The organism is Streptomyces sp. NPDC020917 (assembly GCF_044333795.1).
Taxonomy (GTDB): Bacteria; Actinomycetota; Actinomycetes; order Streptomycetales; family Streptomycetaceae; genus Actinacidiphila.
Map to the genome: position 1 here is coordinate 244,667 of NZ_JBIRRR010000011.1, position 25,482 is coordinate 270,148.

Genomic DNA, 25,482 nt, shown 5'->3' on the forward strand with positions numbered 1-25,482 from the left:
GGTGCCTCCTCCGAGCGTCGCGGGCAACGCCTTGACGAGCGTTCCCAGTTTTGCGATACACACTGTCGTCTTCAATTCACAGTGTCGCACACCCGTCAAGAGTGGTGGTGTCCCTCGTGGCCCTCACCCGCGACCGCGCCCCGGTCGTCGCCCGCGCCGGGCGAACCGCCCATCATCCGGAGCATGGAGAGCCCGCCGGTGGCCAGGAAGCGGACCACCAGGGCCGCGGCCAGCAGCAGGAAGACGATGTTCAGCACGGTGGTGTAGTTCCACCGGACGCCTTCGGTGGGCAGCGTGGCGTCGGCCTGGTCGGGGACGAGGCCGAGGCCGCCGAAGAGGAGCTCCACCGCGTAGCCGGCGACGACCATCGCCGCGTAGAAGGTCCCGAGCAGGAACAGCGCCATCCGGCCGCCGTAGTACTTCCGGTAGATGTTCAGGATCGGCAGGATCAGCAGGTCGGCGAAGATGAAGGCGACCACGCCGCCGAAGCTGATGCCGCCCTTCCACAGCACCACGGCCAGCGGGACGTTGCCGATGGAGCACACGAACGAGGCGATGGCGACCAGCGGCCCGACCAGCGGTCCCCAGAACTTCGCGGCGAGCGGGTGCCCGGCGAAGAAGAAGTGCTGCCAGAACGTGTCCGGCACCCAGGCCGCGATGGCGCCGGCGATCAGCAGGCCGGCCACCAGGTCCCGCAGGATCGCCGCCCATTCCATGACGAACACGTGGGAGACCGAGGTGAAGCCCGCGCCGGAGAGCAGCCGGCGGGCGAAGGAGCCCTGCCCGGGCACCGACATGTCCATCGCCGCGTGGCCCTCCATCGAGCCGGCCAGTCCCCGGTCGGCCTGCCCGCGCGCCTCCCGCAGCAGCCGCTCCCGCAGCAGCAGCCGGAACAGCACCGCGAGCAGCACGATCATGATCGGCCCGCCGACGAATTCGGCGACGGTGAACTGCCACCCCATCAACAGGGCGAGGATCACTCCGAGTTCGACCACCAGGTTGGTCGACGCGATCTCGAAGGCCATGGCCGCGGTGAAGTCGGCACCCTTGCGGAACAGCGAGCGGGCCAGCGCGACCGCGGCGTAGGAGCACGACGAGGAGGCGATGCCGAACGCCGAGGCGAGCATGAGGGTACGCGGCCGGTCGTCGCCCAGCGCCCGCACGACCGCGGCCCTGCGGACCACCGCCTGGACCACCGCGGACAGCGCGAAGCCCAGGATCAGCGCCCAGGCGATCTCCCAGGTCATCGACCCGGTGATGGACAGCGCATGAGTGATGGCGTGCATCCCGCTCCCTTCCGCCGCGCGGCGGCGCACCACACGGCGACCTTATACCCCTAGGGGGTATAAATCGGGTAGCATCCACCAGGAGCCGAGAAAGGAACCGGTCGGCATGGGCAGCACGGATCCGGACCTCGCGGCGATCCAGCGGGCGCACTGGCAGCAGACGTACCGCGAGCACCCGGGGATGTACGGCGGGCGGCCGTCGGCCCCGGCGGTGCACGCCGCCGCGGTGTTCGCCGCGGGCGGCCGCGGCACCGTGCTGGAGCTCGGCGCGGGGCACGGCCGCGACACCGTGTTCTTCGCGCGCGAGGGCTTCACCGTGCGGGCCACCGACTTCTCCGCCACCGGCCTGGAGCAGCTGCGGGCCGCCGCACGGGAGCAGGGCGTCGCCGACCGGGTGACCGCGATCGAGCACGACGTCCGCACCCCGCTCCCGCTGCCGGACGCGTCCGTCGACGGGGTCTTCGCGCACATGCTGCTGTGCATGGCGCTGTCCACCGCGCAGATCCACGCGGCCGTCGCGGAGGTCCGGCGCGTGCTGCGGCCCGGCGGGACCTTCGTCTACACCGTCCGGCACACCGGCGACGCCCACCACGGATCCGGCACCGCACACGGCGACGACATCTACGAACACGGCGGTTTCGCGGTGCACTTCTTCTCCCGCGAACTGGTGGAGGCGCTCGCCGGCGGCTGGCACCTGGACGAGGTGCACGCCTTCGAGGAGGGCGACCTGCCGCGCCGCCTGTGGCGGGTCACGCAGACCCGTTGACGGCCGGCCCCTCGCAGGCCAGGATCTTGTATGCAAGTATCCATAGGGTCCGGACCGCCGACCGTCCGACCGCGCCGAACCTCCCTCGGCCCGACCACGAACGCGAAGTGACCACTCACATGACCCAGCCCACGGCGGAACCCACCGCCCTCCACGGCTACGCCGCCCTCATCGCCCGCCTGACGCTCGAGGAGAAGGTGCACCTCCTCACCGGCGAGACCGCGTTCACCCTGCCGGGGAACGAGACCGTCGGCCTCGCCCCGCTCGCGTTCTCCGACGGCCCCACGGGCGTGCGGGGGCTGAAGTTCCTGGGCGGGGAAGCCGTCGCGCTCGTTCCCAACGCGACGCTCATCGCCGGATCCTGGGACGAGTCCATCGCCGAGGAGGTGGGCGCCCTGCTCTCGGAGGAGGCCCACCGGCAGCGGATCCATGTCGTCCTCGGCCCCACGGTCAACCTTCACCGCAGCCCGCTCGGCGGCCGCCTCTTCGAGATGTACTCCGAGGACCCGTACCTCACCGGCCGGACCGCGGCGGCCTATGTGCGCGGGGTGCAGGGCGGCGGCACGGCCGCGTGCCTCAAGCACCTCGTGGCCAACGAGTCCGAGACCCTGCGCAACTTCATGGACTCCCGCGTCTCCGAGGCGGCCCTGCGCGAGGTGTACCTGCTGCCGTTCGAGATGGCGGTCGAGGAGGCCGGCGCCTGGTCGATGATGGCGGGCTACAACGACGTCAACGGCGTGCCCGCCACCGAGCAGGACCACGTGCAGAACGAGATCGTCAAGGGCGAGTGGGGCTGGGACGGGCTCGTCATGAGCGACTGGTTCGCCACCAAGCGCACCGTGGAGTCGGCGAACGGCGGCATCGACCTCGTCATGCCGGGCCCGGCGGGCCCGTGGGGCGGGCGGCTGGTCGCGGCGGTGCGCCGCGGCGACGTCACCGAGGAAACGGTCGACGGGCACGTCGCCCGCCTGCTCCTGCTGGCCGACCGCACCGGCGGGCTCGACCGCGACGGAACCGGCCCCCGTCCGTTCCTCGCGGGCATGCCCGCCCCGGACTCGGCCCGGCGCAAGGAGCAGTTGCGCCGCATCGCGACCCGCGGCATGGTGCTCGCCCGGAACATCCGCGACGTGCTGCCCCTCACGGGCGGGGGCACGGTCGCGCTCATCGGCCGGCACGCGGTGGCCACGCAGACCATGGGTGGCGGCTCCGCCCGGGTCAGCCCTCCGTACGAGGTCGCCGTCGCCGAAGGGCTCGGGGAGCGCCTCGACGGCGACCTGACCGTGGTCGACGGCGTCGCCGTACGCAACCGCCCGGAACCCGCGAACCCCGGTTTCGTCACGGACCCGGTCACGGGCAGGCCGGGCATGCGCGTCACCCTTTTCGCCGCCGACGGGAGGGAGTTGGGCAGCCGCCACGAGCCGGCAGCGGCCACCACCGTCGGCTGGGACGACGGGCCCGGCGAGCCGCCCGCCGCGGCCGTCCTCACCGCCGTGCTCGGGCCCTGCTCCGGGCCGGTCCGCGTGGGCGCCATCGGCGCCGGCCGGTGGACCCTCTCCACCACCGCAGGGCCGGTCGGCACCGCGGAGCTGACCGTCTCCGGCGTCGACCCCGCCGAGGCCATCCTCCGCCCGCCGTCCTTCACGCGGACGCTCGACCTCGCCTCCGGCGACACCCTGACCGCGCGGCTCGCGCTCGATCCGGTCGACTGGCGGGACGTCCTCACCGGCAACCCGGCTCTCAAGCTCGCGGAGGAGAGCCACCTGCTCGACACCGGTGCGTCGGCGTACGCGGCGCTCGTCGCCGAGCCCGCACTGCGCACCGACGACGACGCGCTCGCCGAAGCGGAGGCCGCCGCCCGGGCCGCGGGCACGGCGGTCGTGGTCGTCGGTCTCACCGAGGAGTCCGAGACCGAGGCCGCGGACAAGACCACGCTCGCCCTGCCGGGCCGCCAGGACGAGCTCGTGCGGCGCGTCGCCGCGGCGGCCGTCCGGACCGTCGTCGTCGTCAACGCCGCGACGCCGGTGCTCATGCCGTGGATCGACGATGTCGACGCGGTGCTCGTCGCGGGGCTCCCCGGGCAGGAGGGCGGCCACGCGATCGCGGCCGTACTCACCGGCGAGTCCGAGCCCACCGGCCGCCTCGTCACCACCTACCCGGCGGCCGACGGGGCGTCCCCCGGCTGGAACGTCACCCCGGACGTCGATCTCGGCCTCACGTACACGGACGGCACGGCCATCGGCTACCGCGGGCACCATGCCGGCCGTGCCCCGGCCCCGCTGTTCTGGTTCGGCCACGGGCTCGGCTACGGGACCTGGGAGTACCGCGCGGCGCGGCTCGTACCGCGGTCCGACGCCAACGCCCCCGTGGTCGAAGTGGAGTTGGCGAACACCTCGGCCCGCGGCTCGCGCGAGACCGTCCAGGTGTACTTCCGGCCCGCGGACCCCGCGCAGCCCGTGCGCCTCGCCGGCTACACCGGCGTGGACGTGCCGGCCGGGGGTACGGCCCGCGTCACCGTCGCCTGCGACCGCCGGCTCTTCCGGCACTGGGACGAGGCCGCCGGCGCCTGGGCACCGGCGGTGGACGGCGAGTTGCTCGTCGCACGCGGCCTCGGCGATGTCCGCGCGAGCGTGCCGTTGTCCTGAACCGTCCCGGACGCGGGCCGGCCTGAGTCCGGGTCAACTGGTGCGGGAGGGATTGACGACCGGGCGGCGGGACCCTACGTTCACGTGTCAAGTGAACGGTCATCCATGATCCACGACCCGTCGGGACACCGAACGTAAAGGATCACTTCTGCATGGACCGCCCCATCCCCCCCATCACCCGCCGCCGCCTCCTGACCCTGAGCGGCGGGGCAGCCGTCGCCGCCGGCCTGGCGGCGACCTCCCGGCAACCCGCCGCGGCAGCCGTCCGGCCGGCCGGCGCCTCCCTGCCGGCCGCCGGCTCCGCCGCGCCCGCCTCGCTCTCGCCCGCCGCGCTCTCCACCCCGCTCGACGCCACCACCTCGTGGACCGGGAACACGTTCTCCGGTGCCACCGAGTGGGTGCAGGACTTCGTCTTCGACATCGCCGTCTCCCCCGACGGCGCCGTGTACACCGTCAGCTTCTGGGACGAGGCCCATCAGTACGCCGGGATCTACAAGGACGCCAAGGTCATCGGCAACTGCGGCGGCGCCAACGGCGACGCGGTGGCCTTCGGCGGCGGGTACGCCTATCTCACCGTCGGCAACGGCCTCACCCGCTTCACCGCGGCCGGCGCCGCCACGTCCCTCACCTTCGACGTCGGCGTCCCCCCGGCCGCCGCTGCCGCCTCCGCAACCCAGGTCGTCGCCACCGACGCGACGAACAACCTCGTCAAGGTCTTCGACGCGACGACCGGGGCCCTGCAGCACAGTTGGACGGTGGACCAGCCGGGCGCCGTGGCGCTCGCCGCCAACGGGGACATCTGGGTGGTCTCCCACATCACCCGCGACAGCGGCGACGCCCACTTCTGGGCGGTCGACACCGCCAAGCCCGCCGGAGTCCTGAGGTTCTCCAGCACCGGCTCCGCGCTGCCGGGTACGGTCACCGGCCCCTCCTCGGCGTGGATCCCCACCTCGCTGGCGATCGACGGCAACGGCAACCTCCTGGTCGGGGACAACGGCCCGCTGCGCCAGGTGCACACGTACGGCGGCCTGACCACCGGCGCCCCCAGGCTCGTGAGCAGCTTCGGCAAGGCCGGCGGAATCGGCGCCGGCACCCCCGGGGACGCCACCGACCCGCAGAAACTCTTCGGGATCACCGGGGTGGGCACCGACTCCGCCGGCAATCTCTACGTCGCCCTCAACGAGTTCGGCGTGTGGATCCGCAAGTTCGACCCCAGCGGAAAGCTGCTGTGGCAACTCGAGGGCGCCGGCTTCGTGGTGACCGCGGACACCGACCCCGCCGGCGACGGGCTGGACGTCTACACCACCCAGAACCACTACCGCATCGACCCGGCCAAGGCGCCGGGTCAGGACGCCACCTGGGTGGGCCACACCCTGGACTCGGTGAAGTACCCGCAGGACTGCCGGCTCTTCCTCACCGACCACCACCACAACGCGACCACGCCGTTCCTGCGGCGCATGAACGGTCACCTGTACATGTTCATCACCGGCATGTACGCCGGGGACCTGCTGATCTACCGCTTCGAGGGCGAGATCGCCAAGCCGTCGGGCGCCCTCTTCAAGCAACCGTGGACGGGCAATCCCGGCTGGCCCCCGAACCAGCCGGCGCAGGGCGAGTGGATCTGGCGCGACGTCAGCGGCAACGGCGCGTTCGAGGCGGGCGAGTTCGTCCAGCCCGGCACCGGCGCCAACGCGCCCAGCAACTGCTGGGTCTGGTTCGTCGACGACCAGCTCAACCTCTGGGAGGGCGGCGACCGCAACTTCCGCTACTTCCCCCTCCAGGGCTTCGACGCGCAGGCGAACCCGATCTACACCTACGCCAGCATGACGACCGTGGCGCTGCCGGCCCCCTTCACCGTGGTGCGGCGGCTGCACTACGACGTGGCGTCGGATGTCATGTATATGACCGGTTACACGGCGGACGCGGTCTTCGACAACGCGCACTGGAAGGAGGCGGGCAAGGTCCTGGCCCGCTACGACAAGTGGAGCGCCGGCAGTCCCAGCCCCACCTGGACGGTCGACCTCCCCTGGGACACCGCCGTCGACCCCGTCGTCACCCCGGGCAGTCTCGCCTGGGCCGGCGACTACATCTTCATGTCCGGCATCGCCACCCGCGGCCAGGTGTGGGTCTTCGCGGCCAAGGACGGGTCGCCGGTGGGCACCTGGCAGCCCGGCAGCAACGTCGGCGGGGTCGACCAGACCGGGTGGGTCGACATCCCCTACGGCATGAGCGCCACCAAGCGCTCGAACGGCGAGTACGTCGTCAACCTCGAGGACGACCAGTGGAACAAGGTGCTGCTGTACCGCTGGAAGCCCTGATCCGGTAGGAGCGCGGCCGCGGGGCGCGGGAGGGGTTCGCCACCTCCCGCGCCCCGCTCACTCGGCTGCGCCGACGGCCGGAAGGTTCACCGCCCGGCTGCCCGCAGCCCGCCGGCCGCGGACGGGTCGTGGGCGTCCGGGGACACCAGGTCCAGCCAGGCCCCGGCCAGCACGGCGTGGCCGTACGGCTCGGGGTGCACCCCGTCGGACGCCACCTTCGCCGCGCCGCCGGCCGTGCGCGCCGCCTGGTTGAGCAGCCCGTCCGCGGCCAGCAGCAGCGCGTCGTACTCCTCCGCCAGGCGCCGCACGGCGTGGATCCGGCCGTCGAGGTCCTCGCGCCAGGTCCACTGCGCGTCGCCCGCGGGCACCAGGAACGGCTCGATGAGCACCAGGCGGGCGCCGGCCTCCGAAGCCGTCTCCAGCAGGTGCCGGTAGTCCCGCGCGTAGTCGGCGACCGAGGTGGGATCGCCGGAGTCGTAGCGGCGCCAGGTGTCGTTGACGCCGACCATCACCGACAGGACGTCCGGCGCCTGCGCGAGGACGTCGTCCGCCCAGTGGGCGCGCAGGTCCCGCACCCGGAAGCCGCTGACGGCCCGGTTGGCGATGCGCAGGTCGGGGTGGGTGGTGCGCAGGGCGTCGGCGATCAACCGCACGTAGCCCCGGCCCAGGACGTCGTCCTGGCCGGGCTGCCGTCCGGCGGCGGTGATGCTGTCCCCGTGGAACAGCAGGCGGCCGGCCTGCGGCAGGGCTTGCGTGGGCAAGGTGGCTCCTCATGGGTCGGGAGGGGTCGAGCCGCCGGGGGGGCCCCCCCCCCCCGGGCGGGGCCCCCCGCGGGGGCCGGGGGGGGGGGGGGGGGGGGGGGGGGCGGGCCCGGGGGCCCGGGGGGGGGGGGCCCGGGGGCGGGGGGGGGGGGGCCCGGGGGCCCCCCGGGGGGGGGGGGGGGGCCCCCCCCCCCGCGGCCCCCCCCCCGGGGGGGGGGGCCCCCCGGCGGCGCCGGTGGTCGGGGGCGGCGGTCGGTGCCGGTGGTCAGGCCCCGGCGATCGGCTCGGGGGCGGCCGTGGGCAGGGCGACGGGGAGCGTGGCCAGCAGCCCGCCGTCGACCGGGATGTCGACGCCGGTGAGGAAGCCGGCGCGGGTGCCGGCCAGGAAGGCGATCGCCTCGGCCACCTCCCGGGGCGTCCCGATCCGGCCGAGCGGGTGGGACCGCCCCCAGTCGTCGAGCATCCGCTGCACGGACGCGTCGGTGCCGTCGCTGAACAGCTCCGCGGAGCGGCGCAGCATCGGCGTGTCGACGGAGCCGGGGCAGACCGCGTTGACGCGGACGCCGAACGGCGCCTCGTCGACCGCCATCGAGCGCACCAGCGCGTTGAGCGCGCCCTTGGCGGCCGCGTAGGCGGCCACGTTGGACTGCGTGGCCCGGGCCTGCACCGAGGACACCACGACGACCGCGCCGCCCGAGGTGCTGCGCCGCAGGTGCGGCAGCGCCGCCCGGGCGGCCAGGAAGACCCCCTTGACGTTGATCGCGAACACCTCGTCCCACGTCTTGTCGTCGGTGTCGGCGACCGTCCCGTACCGCTGGATGCCCGCCGAGGTCACCAGCACGTCCAGCCCGCCGAACGCGTCGACGGTGCGCCGCACCGCCTCGGCCACCGCGGCGCCGTCCGCGACGTCGGCGACGATCGGCAGCGCGCGGCCGCCCGCGGCGGTGATCGCCTCTGCGGCCTCGTGGGTGCCCGCGGCGTCCACGCCGCTCACCGCGACCGCGGCGCCGCCGGCGGCCAGCAGCTCGGCGGCCGCGCGGCCGATGCCGCTCGATCCCCCGGTCACCAGCACGACGCGACCGGCATGTTCCTCAGCCATGCGTTACCTCTCCCAATCCGGAATCCCCGTCAAGTACCCCTGATGACAACGTTGTTCTACGCCGGGGCTGAAGATCAACCCTGCCCCGCGGCCCGCTGCGGTCAGCCGAGCGGCATGGTGCAGAAGGTGCCGCCGACACGGAAGTTGCGGGCCGCCCCCGGGTCGAAGTCCCCCGGAGCGAACGACCCGGAGTCCAGCAGGGAGGCCAGATGGTCCTCCGCGTCGTCCTGCGGGCGGTACCCGATGGCCTCCCCCTCGGCCAGCGACCACCATCGCCGGGTGTTGCGGGAGATCCCCCACAGCACCCGGAAGCCGGCCGGCCCGGCCCGCAGGCAGGCCTCCACCAGTCTGGCCGCGTCGTCCGGCGAGAGCCACCCGGCCAGGTCCTCCGGAGCCAGCGGGCGCGGCCGGAACGCGCCGATCCGCAGGCACGACACGTCCATGCCGAACCGGCTGTGGTACAGCGCGCCGAGCGCCTCCAGCGCGGCCTTCGAGGCGCCGTAGTACGTGTCGGGCCTCGGCACGGTGTCCGCCGGGAGCAGGCCGCGCCGGGGGCGCGGGACCGCAGCGTTCACGGCGGTGCCGTGGGGCGCGGTGCTCCTCGTCGCCGTTCCGGTGGCCGCGGTTCCGTTGGCCGCGGTTCCGTTGGCCGCGGCGCCGTGCACCGCAGTGGCGCCGACCGCCGCGCCGTTGCGTGCCGGCCCGTGGGCCGCGAACCCGCCCACCGCAGGGTCGCCGGCTGCGGCGCAGTTCGTCCCGGTACCGGTGCGGTCCGCGTCGTCGCGGGTGCGGAACCCCGCGGCGTGGATGCTGGAGGCCAGCACCACCCGGGGTACTCCATGGCGGCACGCCGCCTCCAGCACGCGGAGCGTCCCGTCGATGTTGAGCTCGCGGATCCGCTCCCAGGGCGCCTCGCCGGCCTCGCCGCCGAGATGGAGCACGGCGTCGACGTCGCGGCACGCCGCGTCGATCGCGACCGGATCGGTGAACGACGCCCGGACGATCTCGACGTCCTCGCCGGGCTCGGCGGGGGCGATCTCCGCGATGTCGAGCAGCCGCAGGGTCCTGCCCGGCCGGGCGAGCCGCGGGCGCAGGGCGCGCCCGATCCGGCCGGCGGCGCCGGTCACCAGGATTCGCTGCCCGCTCACCATGACCGCTCCCCCGCGTCCGCGGCCTCCGGCAGTGCGGCCGGCGGCAGTTGCTCGTCGTACGGCCGGGGTGCGGTGCCCTCGGGTGCGAACGGCGGCCGGTGGTAGGTGTGGTCGCGGCGGAACACGAGGTCCACCGGCGGGTACCAGTGCCGCGGGCTGCCGGGGTCGGTGTCGACGGCTGCCGACAACGGCCCGACGCCGTTGCCGTTCTCCGCGGCGACCGCGTACTCCAGGACCGGGGCCTGCCCGGGCCTGCTCTCCCGCGCCCCGCCCGCACCGTCGATGTCGCCGTCGCCGTCGCCGGCCGGCGTGAGGCCCGGCACGTCGTCGGTGAACGCGAACGCCGTGCCGCCGAACACCTCGCGGTACCCGGACTCGCCCTTGGTGCGCCGGTAGAGCCGGTAGCGGCCGGCGCCGAGCACCTCCCCCCAACTGGCGGTGACCGTGCCGCGGCCGAGCCGCAGCCGCAGGCCGTCCGGGGGCTCCGGCGGGGCGGACGTCGCGTGCACCGGGTAGTCGGTGCCGGGAGCGCCCTGCCGGTCGGCGTTCCGTGCGGCGACCCGCACGTGGTACTTCCTGCCCTCGTCCAGACCGGCCAGCCGGAACGGTTGTGCCGGGGTCTCGGATGCCGTGGTCTCCGTCGCCGCGGTCTCGGCTGCCGCGGTCCAGGTCGTGCCGCCGTCGGTGCTGAGCTGCAGCAGGTAGCCGTCGGCGCCGGCCACGGGCGTGAAGTGCACGACCGCGCCGCCGGGGACGGTCTCGGTGCGCACCACCCGCGGGGGCATCGGCTCGGGGCGGCGGGCGGTGAGCTCCCAGCGGTGCCGGCCCCGCGGGAGCTCCATGCGCAGGGCGCCGGGCTCGTGCGCGAGCGGCCGCACCGGGCTGCCGTCGACGTACAGGACGGCGCCGGTGCCGACGCCCGCGGCCAGGTGCAGGGTGACCTCGGTGTCCGCGGGCGCGCGGTAGGTGCCCTGGATGTCCGCGGGGTCGCGGTAGGCGAGGCTGATGCCCAGGTCGCGGTCGGTGGTGGTGAGCAGGACGTCGGCGGTGCCCACGGCGGTGCCGTGGAACAGCGCGAGTTCCCGCCGCCCGTCGTCGAAGAGCCGGATGACGCCCGCGGTCCCGTGGAACCGCAGGCCGTCCTCGTCGACGTCCACGTCCCTGGGCTGGTAGTGGGTCGCGGCCTCGTGCCGGAACACGTGGTCGACGCCGTGCGGGGTGCGGATCCGCGCGCCCCACGGGGTGCTGCGCGCCGGGTCGACGCGCAGGTCGTCGCGGTGGCTGACGACGGCCAGCGTGTTGCCGGTGGAGCCGTCGGCCTCGCCCTCCAGCCGGACGCCGCGGGTGGTGCCGGTGGTGAAGGTCCCGCCGGGCGCGCCGTCCTCGCGCACGCCCCGGACCACGTGCAGGAACGGCATCCGCTCGGGCAGGTGGGCGTAGCTGTTGGCGTCGTGCCCGGTGGCCTCGGTGAGCACCGACCAGGTCCACACCATGCGCTGGCCGGCGGCGAACGCGTCGTAGGTGACGAGGTAGTCGCTGCCGACGAGCAGCACGCTGCGGCCAAGGTAGAGGCCGCCGACCGGCCCGTCGGGGTCGGGGGTGATCTCGGCGTACTGCGCGGTGCCCAGGTCGTACAGCGGGCGGTCCAGGGTGTGCGGACCGATCCCGCGGAAGCGGCCGTCCTTCCAGACGGCGCAGGAGGTGGCGAAGGTCGCGTCCGGGACCCGGCGGTCGCCGGCGTCCTCGGGGCCGTGGCCGCTGAAGGAGCGGCCGGCGGCGTAGTAGTACAGGTGCCCGCACCCGTTCTCGTCGGCGATGCCCCACCGGTAGTTGGGGCCGCGGTCGACCTGCTGGAGGAAGACCGCGACCTCGCCGGGTTCGTCGACGGCGGCCCGCAGGGTGACGCCGTACCCGGTGTACTTGGTGCTCCGCAGGCGGGGGTTGGTGCCGGGGTCGGCGGCGCCGCCGCCTGCGCCGCCGCCGGCGGACCGCAGCAGCACCCGCCAGGTGTCGGGGTCGCCGGGCCGGCTGTCCAGGCGCCGGGCGTCGGGGTCGCTGCCCCACAGCAGGTGCTCGGCGGTCAGCGGGCGGTAGCGGCGCAGTGCCTCGCCGAGCATCCGCATCTCGATCGGCGACCGCCGCGGCCAGAACGCGTGGGCGCCCTGGGCCGGGTGCAGGCGCCGCAGGTCGCCGGCGCCGGTGACGTCGACCGGCGCGGTCAGCGCGTCGACCAGCCAGGCGCCGAGTGCCGCGAACTCCGGTGTGGCGATGCGGTTGCGGCCGTCGGCGAGCTGCCCGAGGGCGTTGCCCTGGGTGAGCGGCCGCAGGAACGCCCAGACGTAGGTGGCCAGGCTCTCCGTCCAGCGGCCGGGCCGGGCGCCGCGGGACGGCATCGCGGGCCGGGTGTGGAAGACGCCGGAGAGTTCGGCGAACTTCTCGAAGCCGTCGAGCCATGCGCCGGCGGCCTCGTGCTCGGGGAACAGCCAGGCGAGGCAGGCCAGCGCGGCCTTGCCGTCGGACAGGAAGTTGGGGTGGCCGCCCAGCATCCGCAGCGTCGGGCCGATCTCCTCGCCCGCGGAGACGTACGCGGTCAGCAGGAGCAGGGCGTCGACGCGTGCGCGTTCCGCGTCGTCCAGGCGGCCGGCGAACCGGTCGTAGCCGTCGAGCAGCCGGTCGTAGAGCGGGCGCTGGCCGATGTTGAGGTAGCCGGCGAGTTCGTTCACCCCGTTGGCGATCAGCCGCGGGCCGTCCGGCCCGGCCAGCAGCGCGCTGGTGAACTCCTCCGGCGTGCTGAACTCGCCTTCCTGGCAGAGCGGTTCGGGGCGCTTGCCGGTGTAGGTGAGGGTCCATTCCTTCACCCGGTCGAGGCTGAGCACGCCCTGCCAGTGGTGCAGGTCGCGTACGTGGGTGGTCTGGTGGGCGGGCCGGCGGTTCGCCTGCTCCTGGCGCCGGAGCGCCTCCAGGTCGCGGTCGTGGTCGTAGAAGGCGATGCCGGTGCTGCGGGTGCCGGTGCGCAGCGGCCAGGTCCAGTGCAGCACGCCGTCGTGGCGGAAGCGGATCTGCAGGGCGGCCGCGGACGTCCAGGTGGCGTAGGTGCGGTCGTCCCAGCGGGCGTGGTCGCGGACGAACACGCCCATGGCGTCGCCGCCCGCGGCGTCCCAGAACGTCGCGTGCGGGCGGATGCCCCAGGCGTAACTGGGCGCGTACGGGCCGACGGTGAAGGCCATCGCCTTTTGCGGGCGCTCCCGGCCGCCGGGTCCGGAGAAGGACGGGTCCTCGCCGCTGTCGCCGACCACGACGGGCTCGTCGATGCCGAGCCAGCGGTACCGTCCGGGTGATCCGGGCTCCGCGTGGTCCTCGGCGTTCTGTGAGAACGGCCAGGCCGACGAGAAGCGGTGGGTGGGTGCGCACCCGTCCCAGTGCAGCTCCCACGAGGCGTCGTGGGTGTCCAGCGCGTCGATGTCCTCGGCGAGTTCGAGGAAGTCGCAGTCGAGCAGGACGCGGACGGTGGCGGTGTAGCGGGCGCCGCCGGAGAAGCGGTAGTCCAGTGCGTGGGTGGCGAACAGCGGCCCGGCCTCGACCAGCCGCACGTCGAGGCTCTCGGCCTGCCCGGCGGCGCAGTGCAGCACCGAGTCGCCCACCCACCCGTGCCCGCGGTCGAGGCCGAGCACGGGGCCGGGCACGTCGTCGCCGGCGCGGAAGCGGCGGGATCCGGGCAGCCGGACCCGCAGGGACCCGCCGTCCACGACGATGCCGTCGCCGTCCGCGCGGACCTCGACCGCCCGGCCGGGCCGGGCCGGCGGCAGCGCGCCGCCGGCCCGGAGGGTGAACTCGTGGCGCCCGCCGGACGGGAGGCCGGCGAAGAAGCAGACCGTCGCGGACGCCAGCGGCGCGCCGCCGTCCGGGCCGCCGGCCGCGCACTCCGCCTCGACGAGCTGGAACGGCACGGCCGTTCCGTCCTCGTCGAGCAGCCGGAGGTCCTCGGCCCGCACGGAGGGGGCCGGCCACCGCACCCGGTAGTGCAGCAGGGTGCGGGGCCAGGCGAACTCCGGTCGGTCGAGCGGGTCTTCGAGGCGGAACCGCACCTCGTCCGCGCCCACGGGCCACTGGGTGGTGGCCGTCACGATCCCCCTCCGACTTCGGCGCCCCCGGCGCCGGCGCCGGGCGCGACGCCCTGGGTGCCGAACGCCGCGCCGCCCGCGACGCCTTCCACGAGGTAGCGCTGGAGCAGCACGAACAGCAGCATGATGGGTGCGGCGACGATGAACGTGCCGGCCGCGATGAGCGGCCAGTTCTGGGAGTACTCGCCGAAGAACGAGTACAGCCCGCGGGTGACCGGCCACAGCGCCGAGTCGGAGAGCATGACCAGCGGCAGGATGAGGTTGTTCCAGGCGGCCACGAAACCGAAGATCCCGAAGGTCGCCAGGGCCGGTTTCATCTGCGGGATGATGATGGTGAAGATGAACCGGATGTACCCGCACCCGTCCAGCGCCGCCGCCTCGTCGATCTCGCGCGGGATGCCCTTGATGTAGCCGACGAAGAAGAAGAACCCGGCGCCGGACAGGCTGGTCAGGATCAGGTACCCGATCATGCTGTTGTACAGGTGCAGCGTGCGGGCCTCGATGAACAGCGGGATCAGGCCGCCGGGCAGGAACCCGGAGAAGATGAAGAAGGTGTACAGCCCGTTGGAGAACTTGAAGTACCCGCGGGAGATCGGGAACGCCAGGAAGACGCCGAGGATCAGGGTGATGGTGCCCGGAACCACCGCGTAGACCAGGCTGTTGATCATCTCCCGGCCGAAGTTCCCCTGGTGCCAGGCCGCCGAGAAGCTCTCGGTGGTCCACGGATGGGGCGCGCCGGTGGGGTTCTGCAGGAAGCCGGTGTACGTCTTGAACGCCTGCAGCAGCACGTACACCAGCGGCAGCGCGAACAGTCCGGCGGCGATGGCGAAGCACACCAGGTTGGTGCCCACCGCCTTGGTCCTGCGGGTCGACAGCAGCCGCCGCACCGCCCCGGGCGGGGTCGACGGCGCCTGGTACTTGCGCGCCTTCGCGGCCCTGGCCGCCTTCGCGGTCTCGAGTGTGGTCACAGCGCGACCTCCCGCCGGCGCAGCGTGTAGAGCAGGCCGCCGCCGATCACGACGGTCAGCACGAACTGCAGCATGGCGAGCATCGAGCCGTAGCCGAGCTGGCTGTCGGCCCCGAACGCGGACTGGAACATGTACAGGCCCAGCGTCTTGGTGCCGAAGTTGCCGCCGGTCAGGACGAGGATGAGCGCGTACTCGCCCAGCGTGCCCATGGCGGTGAGGAAGACGTTGACCGTGGTGGCCGGGGCCAGCAGCGGCCAGGTGACGTGCCGGAACGTCCGGAACCGCCCGGCGCCGTCCATCGCCGCGGCCTCGTAGACCGACGCCGGGATGTTCCGCAGCCCGGCGATGTAGATGAGCATGGAGTAGCCGGAGAACATCCAGACGTTCACCAGCATCACCAGGGGCAGCGCCAGCGAACTGGAGCCGAGGAACGCCGAGTCGGTGCCGAACAGGCTGTGCACCACCTTCTCCGCCGGGCCGGAGTACGGGTCGAGCATCAGCGCGAAGACCGCGCCGACCACGGTGACGGAGAAGATCTGCGGCATGAAGATCAGCGCGCGGTAGAAGGTGTAGGAGCGCCCGCCGCGGTTCAGCAGCAGCGCCAGTCCCAGGCCGATGGCGTTCTGCAGCACGGTCACGCCGACCACGTAGATCAGCGTGACCCGTACCGCGCTCCAGAGCTGGTCCGACAGGGAGGTGAAGGCCGCGTGGTAGTTGCACATGCCGCAGAAGTTGAGCGGCGTGCCCGGGAGCCCGGAGTACCGGGTGAACGAGTATCCGATGGTGGCCAGAGACGGGTACAGCCCGAACAGCAGCCAGCCGGCTCCCGGTATCGCGATGCTGGCCCAGGGAATGAACCGCCGCGTCCGTTGCGTTCCGAAGGGACAGCGTGCCACGCCGTGCCTCCTTTCTAGGGTGTTTCCTCGTGCGCCGGTGAGGCGGCCGTCAGCCGGCGACCGACTTGCGGTACGCGCTGGCGGAGCGGTTCAGGATGGTGTCGACGCTGTCCTTGCCGATGGGCGTCAACTTGTAGAAGTCGGGGCCGCCGGCGTCCAGCGGCGCTCCGGCCGGCACCCACGGGCTGCTCAACTGCGGGAAGGCGTCGGTCATGTGGGCGTTCTGCCAGTCCATCCACGACAGTCCGGTGTTCTGCAGCGCCGGCTGGGTGGAGACCGAACCGGTCTGCTTCAGCCACTCCTTGTAGTTCTCCGGCTCGGAGAACATCGTCAGCCACTGCATGGCCAGCGTCTTGTTCTTCGCGCTGGTCGGCACCACCCAGGTCAGGTCGGGCTTGAGGGTGAGGCGGTTGGCCGCCGCGTCGTCGGTGCCCGGCATGGTGAAGAAGCCCATGTTGAGCTTGGGGTTGGCCTGCTGGATGACCGCGCCGTCCCACGAACCGTCGAGCAGGAACGGGTAGTCGTCGGCCTTGGACGCCCACACTCCGGGCGCGGTCAGCTGCGCGACACCGGCCGCGTTGGGCTCGATGTACTTCATGACCTTCTCGTAGCGCGCGGACGCCTCCCGGTACACCGGGTCGGTCCAGGACTGGGTGCCCTTCCAGAACGCGTCGGCCCGGTCGCTGCCCACCTTCACCGCGTCGGCGGGCGCCTTGCCCTGCATCAGCATCTGGTTCATGACGCCCTGCCAGACGCCGCCCTGCATGCCGTCCTTGCCGGACACGAAGATCGGGGTGACGCCGGCCTTCTTCAGCGTCTCGCACTCGTCGAGGAACTGCTGGAACGTGGTGGGGACGTCCAGGTGGTACTTGGCCAGGAGGTCCTTCTTGTACCACATCGCCCCGGCCGCGGAGTACTCCGCGGCCATGACGCCGTAGATGTGCCCGTTGCGGCCGGCCATGGCGGCCTGCATCGTCGCGTCGTAGTTCTTCATGAACGGCTGGTCCTTGAGGTCCACCAGCTGCCCGGCCTCGATGAGCGCGGCGGCGCCCTGCGCCTTGAGGCTGGTGTAGCCCGGGGCGAACCCGGCCTGGGTCGGCGCCTGAAGGGCCAGCAGGTCCACCGACTTGGACTGCAGCAGGCTGTTCCACAGCGTGCCCCAGGCGCCGTTGGCGGTCGGGGCCTGCTGCAGCTTGATCTTCACGCCCGGGTGGGCCTTCTCGAACTTGGCGCTGAGCCACTGGGTGAACTGGATGGCGCCGGGGTTGGTCCACTCGGCGATGTTCAGCGTGGTCGTCGATCCGCCGCCGCTGTTGTCGGACGAGCTGGAGCTGCAGCCGGTCAGCGCACCGGCCAGGCATACGGTCGCGGCCGTCAGGGTCACGGTGATGCGGGGTCTCATGAGGGTGGGCTCCTTGGTGGTGAGACGGGGCCTGGACGTCGTAGGGACGGGACTCGGGCCGGGTGTCGGGTTCGGTCGGGATGTGCGGTTGTGGGGCTGGTGGGTCCGGCCGGGGCCGGACGGGGCCACGGCGGTCAGGGCCGCTGGACGGCGCCGTCGGCGCGCCGCGGCGGCCGCCACGCCTGGCCGGGGACCGCGGGCCGCGGCGGGTACTTCAGGGCCAGGCCCTCGTCGAAGTCGACGCCGAGGCCCGGCGCCTGGCTCGGCCACAGGTGGCCGTCGCGGATCTCGGGGCAGCCGGGGAACACCTCCTGCGCGGCGGGACCGAACAGGTGCTGCTCCTGGATGCCGAAGTTCGGGGAGGCCAGGTCCAGGGCGAGGTTGGCGGCGTGGCCGATCGGCGAGACGTCGCCGGGGCCGTGCCAGGCGGTGCGCACCCCGAACAGCTCGCACGCGGTGGCCAGCCGCCACGCGGGGGTGATGCCGCCGATGGCGGAGATGTGCACGCGGATGAAGTCGCACAGCCGCTCCTGCACCACCGGCCGGTACTCGGCCGGGTTGGTGAACAGCTCGCCGATCGCGATCGGCGTCACCGTGCTCGCGCGCAGGATCCGCAGCCACTCCAGGTCCTCGGGCGCGACCGGGTCCTCCAGGTAGAACAGGTCGTACGGTTCCAGGTCGGTCGCGATCCTGACCGCGTCGGCGGGGTGCACCCGCTCGTGCACGTCGTGGATCAACTCGACCTCCGAGCCGAGCTGTTCGCGCAGGTGGGCGAAGAGCTCGCGGACGGCGCGCCGGTAGGCCGCCGGATCCCAGGCACCGGGGGTGAGCACCGGGCGGGCGCCGGCCGCGGCCGCTGCGGCCGGCGCCCCGTACGTGCCGGCGCCCGGGACGGCGACCTGGCAGCGCACGTGCTGGTACCCCTGCTCCATGAAGGCCCGCACCTCGTCGGCGACCTCCTGCGGGTCCCGCCCGGCGGCGTGCGTGTACACCGGCACCGCGGTGCGGCAGCGGCCGCCGAGCAGCTGCCACACCGGCAGCCCCGCCTGCTTGCCCTTGATGTCCCACAGCGCCATGTCCACACCGGACAGGGCGTTGTTGAGCACCGGGCCGGACCGCCAGTAGCCGCTCACGTGCAGCGTCGAGGCGATGTCGGTGATGTCCGCCGGATCGCGCCCGATCAGCTGCGGCGCCAGGTACTCGTCGACCACCGTGGCCACTGCCGCCGCCCGCTGGGTGAAGGTGGCGCAGCCGAGCCCGTACAGGCCGGGTTCGCTGGTGTCGACGCGGACGACGACGAGGGTGGTGCCGGCCGGCGCGGTGAGGATCGCCCGGACCGCGGTGATGCGCACGCCGGACGGCGGCGCCCACGGCGGTTCGGCCGGCCGGTGCGCCGGCGCGGCGGAGGTGGCGGCTTGGTCGCTCACGGGAGGAACTCCAGGTTCTTCTTGGTGCGGGAGAGGGGGCGGGCCGGGTCCTGCCGGACCGGGCCCGCCCGGACGGGGCCTAGCGGCCGATGCCCCAGCGGGTGTCGACCACGCCGCCGCTGAACTGGGCTCCGGTGCCCCAGAACGGCGCGAAGTTGTAGCAGCCGGAAGTGGGCGGCTCGGCGGTCGCCGTCCAGTAGGTGGCGCCGTGGCCGCCGGTGCCCGCGTCGGTCACCTGGACCGCGAAGGTCGCCGGCGTGACGGTGCCGGGCGCCGCGTTCTTCACCGCGGCGGCCAGCTCCGGCAGCTGGCTCCAGGCCAGGGCGATCTCGTACCTGGTCTGCTTGGCGACGTCGTCCCTGGCCACCAGCACCCGGCCCTCGGTGCCGCTGTCCGGGCCGGCGTCGATCGGGCCCAGCGGCGTCGGGAGGACCGCGTTCTTCGGGTAGTACGTCTGGTAGTTGGTGCCCGGCGCGAGCTGGCGGTGCAGCTCGGGAACGCCGCCGGTGGCCAGCGTCGCGACGTACAGGTGGGAGATGGACCGCAGCGCCTTGTCGTAGTGCGCGTCGCCGGCCAGCAGGTCCTCGGGATTGTCGGCGACGGCGTCGAAGGCCAGCTGGATGCTGTCGGCCTGGAACGGGAACAGGTACTCGTTGTCCGCGAACGGCACGTGCGACAGCTGCACGTCGTCCCCGACGAGCGCCCTGAGGTACAGGAAGCTGTCGTCCCACGCGGCCTGGAAGCTGTACGTCTTGGTGTCGCCGGCCGCGGAGGTGCTGGTCATCGTCACCGGGATGACGTCGTTCCACTGGCTGGGGCTGCCGCCCACGGTGATCTGGCGGAACGGCAGGTAGGCGACCTGCACGTCCTGGCTGCCGGTCTGGTGCAGGTCGGGACGCTGCGGGAACGTGACGTCGTAGCCGATCGTGTACCGGTTCCGGTCGCTCGCCTGGAACTCCTTGACCGGGAACGACACGGTCCGCACCTCGCCGGGCTTGATCCCGATCACCGGCGACACCCCGGGGGCCAGCCGCCACCCGGACGGCGCGGTGATCCGCACCTGCGCGTCCACGTTCTGCGGCGAGACGTTCTCCACCCGCACGTCGATGGTGCTGGTGGCGTCCAGCGGCTTGAGGAAGGACAGCAGGCTGACCTTCAGCGGCGTGCCGTAGTCGAAGCGGGCCCGGCGGGTCAGCAGCGTCCGCAGCGCCTCGGGGCTCAGGTCGCTGTCGAAGTACAGCACCTCCCACGGGTTCACGGTGAGGGTGAGCTGCGACGCGCTGCCGTCGGCGAGCCGCCGCCCGAGGTAGTCGTAGACGCGGACGCCCCGCGCGCCGTCCAGGGTCAGGGTGCCGGTGTAGCCGGCGCTCTGGTGCTCCTCGGTACCGTCGAAGAGCTGGTCGGAGTAGACCGCGGCCCGGCCCTTGCCGTCGGTGCCGCGGAACAGGAAGCCCCAGGTGGACTTGGCGTCCGGGTAGATCTCGCACTCCAGGCGGGCGTCCTCCAGCAGGGACGTCATGGCGGCGTACGCCACCACCGCGGGCTGCGGGGTCTTGGTGGTGATGTCGTAGATGTTGAACTCCTGGCCCGAGTACCCCTTGTCGTACGACAGGGAGAACCAGAAGATCCGGATCGGCGAGTCCTCCTCGGCACCGGCCAGCATGTGCAGCAGGTACGTCGGCGCCACGGTCCTGGCCACCCCGTAGGGGGCCTGCGCGGCGGGCACATGGGTGAAGCTCGTGCTGACCGCGGTGCCCAGCTCGGTCTGCCACTGACCGCCGCGGCCCTGGGTGCGCGACCACAGCCGGTCCATCTTGACCTGGGTCTTGGTCATCGCGTACTGCGTCGGGTCCGGGTAGCCGTAGGCGTGGTTCACCGAGCCGTCGATGTACCCGGTGTCCTTCGACCCCTCGGCGTACACGATGTCGCGGTTGTACGAGACCGATCCGCCGCCGATCAGGTTCACGTGCGGGAACTGCGGCTTCACCCGGTCCCAGATCAGCTTCGTCATGTCGCGGTAGTCCTGGCCGTCGCCGGTCTTCCAGGTCCAGCCGTGCACCCACGGCTCGTTCCACAGCTCCCAGTTCTGCACCAGGTCCTGCATCGGCGCGATGGACTGGTAGACCATGTCGGCGTGCGCGACCATGTCCTTGGGGCGGTTCTGGTACAGCAGCATGGGCTTGCCGTCAGGACCCGGCGCGACGTTCCAGGACATGTTGTAGTTGATGCCGCCCAGCGTCTCGATGCCGTAGCTGTTCCACTCGGCGACCTCGGCGCGCGCCTTGTCGATCGCGGCCTGCTGCCAGAACACCCCCGGCGCGGGAGAGACGATGTCCGGCGTGATGGACGCGATGCCGCGGGTCCACTTCACGCCCATCCGCTGGGCGATCTGCTTGGTGATGACCGGCGACGACTCCGGCCGGATGCCCAGGCCGAACACCGACCCCGGCCGGCGCTCCGCGACGGTGGGCCGGATCACGCCGAACCCCAGGGTCTGGCCGAGGAGTTTGGTGCCGGCGTCGCTGGTGACGGTGGCGGTGACCGCGTAGTAGTCGGACGCGAACGCGCCCAGCGCGATGGTGGTGGTGCTCTGCGTTCCCGCCGCGGCGGTGAACGCGGTGGTGCCGCTGTAGATCGGGGCGCCACCGCGGGCGGACACCGACCAGGCCACCGAACCGCTCAGCGCGGTGGTCGGGTTGAACACGACGAGCAGCGCGGCATCCGCCCGGGCGTCGTCCCCGGCCACCGGGTACAGCCCGGTCGGGTCCGAGAGGCCGAGGGCGACCACGGGCGGCGCGGCGGCCGGCGCCACCGTGCCGTCCGGCGTGGCGGCACTCGCGGCCGGTGCGCCGGCCCAGTCCAGGGCGCCTGCGGCCGCGGCGCCCACCACGGCCGCGGCGCCGAAGCCCACGACCTTGCGGCGGGTGACCTCCGCGGGGCCCTGGGGTTCCGGGGTGGTGCGGTCGGATCTGGCGTGATTGTCGGTCACGTTCGGTTCTCTCCAGTCTTCAGCACGGGAGTTCTTCGGGTGACACCGGTCTGACGACGCACAGGCCGGAGGGCGGAACGGCTATCGCGTCGGGTCCCGGCCCGAGGGTGCGCGTGTGCGAACCCGCGGGGCGGCCGCAAGCGTCGAAGGCGTCGAGCCGGACGGTGGTGCCCGGCCCTTCGACGTCCAGGACCACGTGTGAGGCGGCGGTGGAGTTGACGAGGGCGATCTCGGCGAGGTCCGCCGCGGGGACGCGCGCGAGGGCCTGCTCGGCGTGGAAGGCCACGACGGCCCGCTCCCCCAGCCGCGCGGTGACCGCCTGGTGCAGCTGGTCCGGGCGCCCGGCGACGATCTCCCCCCGGGTGAGGACGTCGCGGTGGTCGCGCCAGAAACCGAGCCAGAACCCGGTCATCGCCTGCTGGTCCTCGGTCAGCGAGGCCAGCCTGACGGAGATCTGCGGGGTGGCGAACAGCGCGGAGTGCAGCTGCCGTGCGGCGGTCTGCGGGGAGGCCGCCGCATCCCACATGAGCATGTCGGAGTGGACGGCGCCCGAGGTGGCGAGCAGGCCGAGGTCCAGCGTGCGCACCCGGTTCGCGGTGGCGTCGGCCGGGCAGTCCGCGGCCCGCAGCAGGTTGCCGAACGCCAGCATGCCGGGTCCGGCGTACGGCTGCCGCAGCTCCACCAGCAGCTCGTCACCGCGCAGTTCGCGCAGCCGGTCGCGCACCTCGGTCATCAGCAGCCGCAGCCCGATCCCGACGTCGTCGACGTCGTCGGGGCCGGCCCCGGCCCCTCCGGCCGCGGTGGCGGCACCGGTGCCGCTCTCGGCGGAGGCACCACCTCCGGCACCGGTACCGTCATCGCGGCCGGCGGCACCCGCGTCCGACTCGGCATAGGCCATCGCCAGGTCGAGGAAGTCGATCTTGAGCCCGTCCAGGCCGTAGCGGCGGACGAGGTCCACGCAGGCGTCGGCGGCGATCCGCCGGGCCGCCGCCAGGCGCGGGTCCAGCACGCGGCAACGCAACCGGGGGATGGCGTGCGGCGCGAGGTGCGCGAACTCCCGGTGGGCCGCGGTGCGTTCGCCGATCAGAAGGGGCGCGATCCACGCCATGTAGCGCAGCCCCGCGCCCTGCACGGCGGCCACATGTGCCGCGAAGTCCGGGAACTTCGCCGGGTCCGGCGTCCAGTCGCCGCTGCCCGAGTAGCCGGTGCCGTCGGCGTGCAGCTGCCAGCCGTCGTCCAGCAGCAGCAGCCCGCAGCCGGCCGCCGCGGCGAGCTTCGCCTCGGCCTCCACGTCCGCGGCGTTCACGTCCCGGTGCATGGAGTACCAGGTGGAGTACGCCGGTACCCGGCCCGCCTCCGGCACGGGCAGGGCGTCCGGGCCGGCGAGCGCCCCGGCCAGTGCGCGCGCCGCCGCCGCGAAGGGGAGTCCGGACGGCTGGAGCAGCACCCGGCAGGACTCGCCGGCCCGGAGGTCGACGGCCAGCCAGACACCGAAGCGGGCGGTGTCCTCGGCGAGGCCGAACCGGATCCACGTGGTGGCCGCGAGCCGGTCCGCGGCGAAGGCCAGCAGCGAGCGGCCGGCCGCGTCGTACAGGCAGCCCAGCGGCGCCGACCCGGCGAGCCCGACCGTGCGCCAGCGACTCGCCCAGTCCGCGGTCAGATGGCGCTCCCAGCCGGACGACGGGTGCCAGTACCCGACCGCGTCGCCGAGCGGAACGTCCAGCCGCAGCACGGCCGTCGTCGCCGCGCCGGCCTCCAGCCGCAGCTCCGCGGCGCCGGCGTCCTGCCCGGCCCCGCTCGCGGCGCCGCCGTCGGCACCGGTCGTGCCGGCGGTCCCGGTCCGCAGCCGCACGTCACCGGCCAGCACGCTGACCCGGACGCCCTGCACCCGCAGCACCTCGCCGTGCCCAGCCCACAACTGGGCCGGCTGGGCGAAGCCCTGCGGGCCGGTCCCCTCGGCCATCACCACTCCCCTCCGCATCGGATCCAGAGCCCCGTGGGGCCATCGGACCAGGCGAGACAACGTTGGCTCAGGATTGCGCACAAAGGCGCCCCGGCAGCGCAGCGGGACACCTCGGGACACATCGCAGCATTCGTGGTGCTGCTACCCGGAGTTGAGATCATCGTGCCTGGTCAAACGGCTCATGGCAGCTCTCGGACATCAACCGCCGTGTACGCAGGGCGGATCCGGGCGTCCCTGACACCCATCCGTCCCTCGCAGGCGGTCGTGCTGAACCATAGCCATCCGAGACAACGTTGCCTAGAGTTTGCGCTGCAGTGACCCAGAAATCCTTGGCAGAGTCCCGGAGGCCCCCCGTGTCACCAGCCGTTCACCTGCCCGCACCGGAGGTCTTCGTCCGCGGCCGCGCGATCGTCGGCGAGGGACCCGTCGTGGACGACCGCACGGCCGAACTGGTCTGGGTGGACATCCCGTCGGGCGTCCTCACCCGCACGGCGCTCGCCGGCGGCGGGCCCGCCGCCCCGGTGGCGCGCGTCGGCATGAGCCTCGGAGCGGTCGCGGTACGGCGGAACGGCGGCTACGCGGCCGCGGTGGACACCGGGTTCGGCCTGATCGGCGGGAACGGCGCGGGCGTTCCGGCCGACGCGGCCGACGGAGAGGACGGCGGCGCGGGCGCGGCGGACCCGACGCTGTCGGTGGTGCACCCGGTCCTGCCGGACGCCGAGCGGCGGATGAACGACGCCAAGTGCGATGCCGCCGGGCGCTTCTGGGCCGGGAGCACGACCTACGGCTTCCCCGAGGGCGGAGGCGCGCTGCACTGCTGGGACCCGGCCGGCGACACCGTCCGCACGGTGGTGTCCGGCCTGACACTGCCCAACGGGCTCGGCTGGAGCCCGGACGGCCAGCGGTTCTACCTCGCCGACAGCGTCCTGCGGGCGGTGTTCACCGCCGACTTCGACCCCGCGGAGGGGAACCTCGGGCCGCTGCGCGAACTCCTGCGCCTGGACGCCTCGGACGGCATGCCGGACGGGCTGTGCGTGGACCAGGACGGCTGCCTGTGGATCGCGCTCTGGGGCGCGGGGCAGGTCCGCCGCTACGACCCGCACGGCGCTTGCGTGGCCGTGCTTCCGATGCCCGTGTCGCAGCCGTCGTCCTGCGCGTTCGGCCCGGACGGGACGCTGTACGTCACCTCGGCGTGCGACGGGGTACCCGAGGGCGAAGAGCCCCTCGCCGGTTCGGTGTTCGCCCTGCCCGCCACCCGGTGGCGCGGCGTGCCGGTCGGTACGTTCGCCGGCTGAGCCGGGGCCGCCCCCACAGGTCGGCCGGACCCGGGGGCGGCCTGCGGCGCGGTGCGCTTGCACCCGTTATTTGCCGCCTAGCTCGCATTGCCTGTGGGGGTCCGGGGTGCCCGCGGGTGTGCTTTGCCGTCGTGCGGCGTCGTTGTGGCTGGTGGCGCCTTGGGTTCTAGTGGTTGTTGCAACACCCCAGTTCAAAAGGGGTGTCATGGACTTTAAGATCCGTGCTGATAGGACGCCGCAGGGTCGGCGGAAGCTGAGTCGGGAGCGGGCGGCATACTCCCGGCTTATGCGGCAGGGCTACAACAACACGCAGGCATGCCGGATCGTCGGGGTCGACCGTCGCACCGGCCAGAAGTGGCGTAACGGGCGCAAGCCCACCGGCACGCAGCGCACGCCGA

General features: G+C 73.3%; 15 protein-coding genes. 4 read left to right on the forward strand and 11 right to left on the reverse strand.

Features of this window, described 5'->3' with window-relative positions:
* Positions 1-95: 95 nt before the first annotated feature.
* The gene (locus tag ACH4TG_RS24010; protein WP_398244512.1) at positions 96-1,286 is read right to left on the reverse strand and encodes a permease; all 1,191 of its coding nucleotides are present in this window, start codon (positions 1,284-1,286) and stop codon (positions 96-98) included.
* 106 nt (positions 1,287-1,392) lie between these two features.
* On the opposite strand from ACH4TG_RS24010, the gene ACH4TG_RS24015 reads away from it, so the two are divergent.
* From ACH4TG_RS24015 to ACH4TG_RS24025, 3 genes are all read left to right on the forward strand, one after another.
* Positions 1,393-2,052 (forward strand): class I SAM-dependent methyltransferase, encoded by a 660-nt coding sequence (locus ACH4TG_RS24015; RefSeq protein WP_398244513.1) that lies wholly within the window; start codon positions 1,393-1,395, stop codon positions 2,050-2,052.
* 119 nt (positions 2,053-2,171) lie between these two features.
* Entirely contained in the window at positions 2,172-4,694 is a 2,523-nt protein-coding gene (locus tag ACH4TG_RS24020) for a beta-glucosidase (protein ID WP_398244514.1), read from the forward strand.
* Positions 4,695-4,846: 152 nt separating this feature from the next.
* The gene (locus tag ACH4TG_RS24025; RefSeq protein ID WP_398244515.1) at positions 4,847-7,012 is read left to right on the forward strand and encodes a hypothetical protein; all 2,166 of its coding nucleotides are present in this window, start codon (positions 4,847-4,849) and stop codon (positions 7,010-7,012) included.
* An 86-nt stretch (positions 7,013-7,098) separates the two neighbouring features.
* Here the strand turns inward: ACH4TG_RS24025 and ACH4TG_RS24030 are convergent, their stop codons facing one another.
* The 10 genes from ACH4TG_RS24030 to ACH4TG_RS24075 all read right to left on the reverse strand — a co-directional run bounded on the left by ACH4TG_RS24030 (position 7,099) and on the right by ACH4TG_RS24075 (position 23,789).
* Positions 7,099-7,773: an SGNH/GDSL hydrolase family protein gene (locus ACH4TG_RS24030; protein WP_398244516.1), complete on the reverse strand. Its 675-nt coding sequence runs from the start codon at positions 7,771-7,773 to the stop codon at positions 7,099-7,101.
* A gap of 265 nt (positions 7,774-8,038) precedes the next feature.
* Positions 8,039-8,872 carry a glucose 1-dehydrogenase gene (locus ACH4TG_RS24035; protein ID WP_398244517.1) on the reverse strand — a complete coding sequence of 278 codons (834 nt, stop codon included), beginning with the start codon at positions 8,870-8,872 and terminating at the stop codon, positions 8,039-8,041.
* 101 nt (positions 8,873-8,973) lie between these two features.
* Positions 8,974-10,023, reverse strand: coding sequence for an NAD-dependent epimerase/dehydratase family protein (locus tag ACH4TG_RS24040; protein WP_398244518.1), 1,050 nt, complete (start codon positions 10,021-10,023; stop codon positions 8,974-8,976).
* Positions 10,017-14,147, reverse strand: coding sequence for a hypothetical protein (locus ACH4TG_RS24045; RefSeq protein ID WP_398244519.1), 4,131 nt, complete (start codon positions 14,145-14,147; stop codon positions 10,017-10,019). Before ACH4TG_RS24045 ends, ACH4TG_RS24040 begins: the two co-directional genes overlap by 7 nt.
* Positions 14,144-15,112: a carbohydrate ABC transporter permease gene (locus tag ACH4TG_RS24050; RefSeq protein ID WP_398244520.1), complete on the reverse strand. Its 969-nt coding sequence runs from the start codon at positions 15,110-15,112 to the stop codon at positions 14,144-14,146. Before ACH4TG_RS24050 ends, ACH4TG_RS24045 begins: the two co-directional genes overlap by 4 nt.
* On the reverse strand, positions 15,109-16,008 hold the full coding sequence (locus tag ACH4TG_RS24055) for a carbohydrate ABC transporter permease (RefSeq protein WP_398244521.1): 900 nt from the start codon (positions 16,006-16,008) through the stop codon (positions 15,109-15,111). Before ACH4TG_RS24055 ends, ACH4TG_RS24050 begins: the two co-directional genes overlap by 4 nt.
* 49 nt (positions 16,009-16,057) lie before the next feature.
* A complete protein-coding gene (locus ACH4TG_RS24060; RefSeq protein WP_398244522.1) occupies positions 16,058-17,410 on the reverse strand; it encodes an ABC transporter substrate-binding protein in 1,353 nt (450 codons plus the stop codon).
* A gap of 134 nt (positions 17,411-17,544) precedes the next feature.
* Positions 17,545-18,837, reverse strand: coding sequence for an enolase C-terminal domain-like protein (locus ACH4TG_RS24065; RefSeq protein ID WP_398244523.1), 1,293 nt, complete (start codon positions 18,835-18,837; stop codon positions 17,545-17,547).
* A gap of 79 nt (positions 18,838-18,916) precedes the next feature.
* Positions 18,917-21,826, reverse strand: a complete 2,910-nt coding sequence (locus ACH4TG_RS24070; RefSeq protein ID WP_398244524.1) for a hypothetical protein — start codon at positions 21,824-21,826, stop codon at positions 18,917-18,919.
* Positions 21,827-21,845: 19 nt separating this feature from the next.
* Entirely contained in the window at positions 21,846-23,789 is a 1,944-nt protein-coding gene (locus ACH4TG_RS24075; RefSeq protein ID WP_398244525.1) for an alpha-galactosidase, read from the reverse strand.
* Positions 23,790-24,142: 353 nt separating this feature from the next.
* On the opposite strand from ACH4TG_RS24075, the gene ACH4TG_RS24080 reads away from it, so the two are divergent.
* Positions 24,143-25,084: an SMP-30/gluconolactonase/LRE family protein gene (locus ACH4TG_RS24080; protein ID WP_398244526.1), complete on the forward strand. Its 942-nt coding sequence runs from the start codon at positions 24,143-24,145 to the stop codon at positions 25,082-25,084.
* Positions 25,085-25,482 lie beyond the last annotated feature (398 nt).

Excerpts from the sequence above, each read along its gene's own strand:
- ACH4TG_RS24010 (WP_398244512.1), bottom strand. The coding sequence starts at position 1,286 with ATGCACGCCATCACTCATGCGCTGTCCATCACCGGGTCGATGACCTGG.
- ACH4TG_RS24015 (WP_398244513.1), top strand. The coding sequence starts at position 1,393 with ATGGGCAGCACGGATCCGGACCTCGCGGCGATCCAGCGGGCGCACTGG.
- ACH4TG_RS24020 (WP_398244514.1), top strand. The coding sequence starts at position 2,172 with ATGACCCAGCCCACGGCGGAACCCACCGCCCTCCACGGCTACGCCGCC.
- ACH4TG_RS24025 (WP_398244515.1), top strand. The coding sequence starts at position 4,847 with ATGGACCGCCCCATCCCCCCCATCACCCGCCGCCGCCTCCTGACCCTG.
- ACH4TG_RS24035 (WP_398244517.1), bottom strand. The coding sequence starts at position 8,872 with ATGGCTGAGGAACATGCCGGTCGCGTCGTGCTGGTGACCGGGGGATCG.
- ACH4TG_RS24040 (WP_398244518.1), bottom strand. The coding sequence starts at position 10,023 with ATGGTGAGCGGGCAGCGAATCCTGGTGACCGGCGCCGCCGGCCGGATC.
- ACH4TG_RS24060 (WP_398244522.1), bottom strand. The coding sequence starts at position 17,410 with ATGAGACCCCGCATCACCGTGACCCTGACGGCCGCGACCGTATGCCTG.
- ACH4TG_RS24075 (WP_398244525.1), bottom strand. The coding sequence starts at position 23,789 with ATGGCCGAGGGGACCGGCCCGCAGGGCTTCGCCCAGCCGGCCCAGTTG.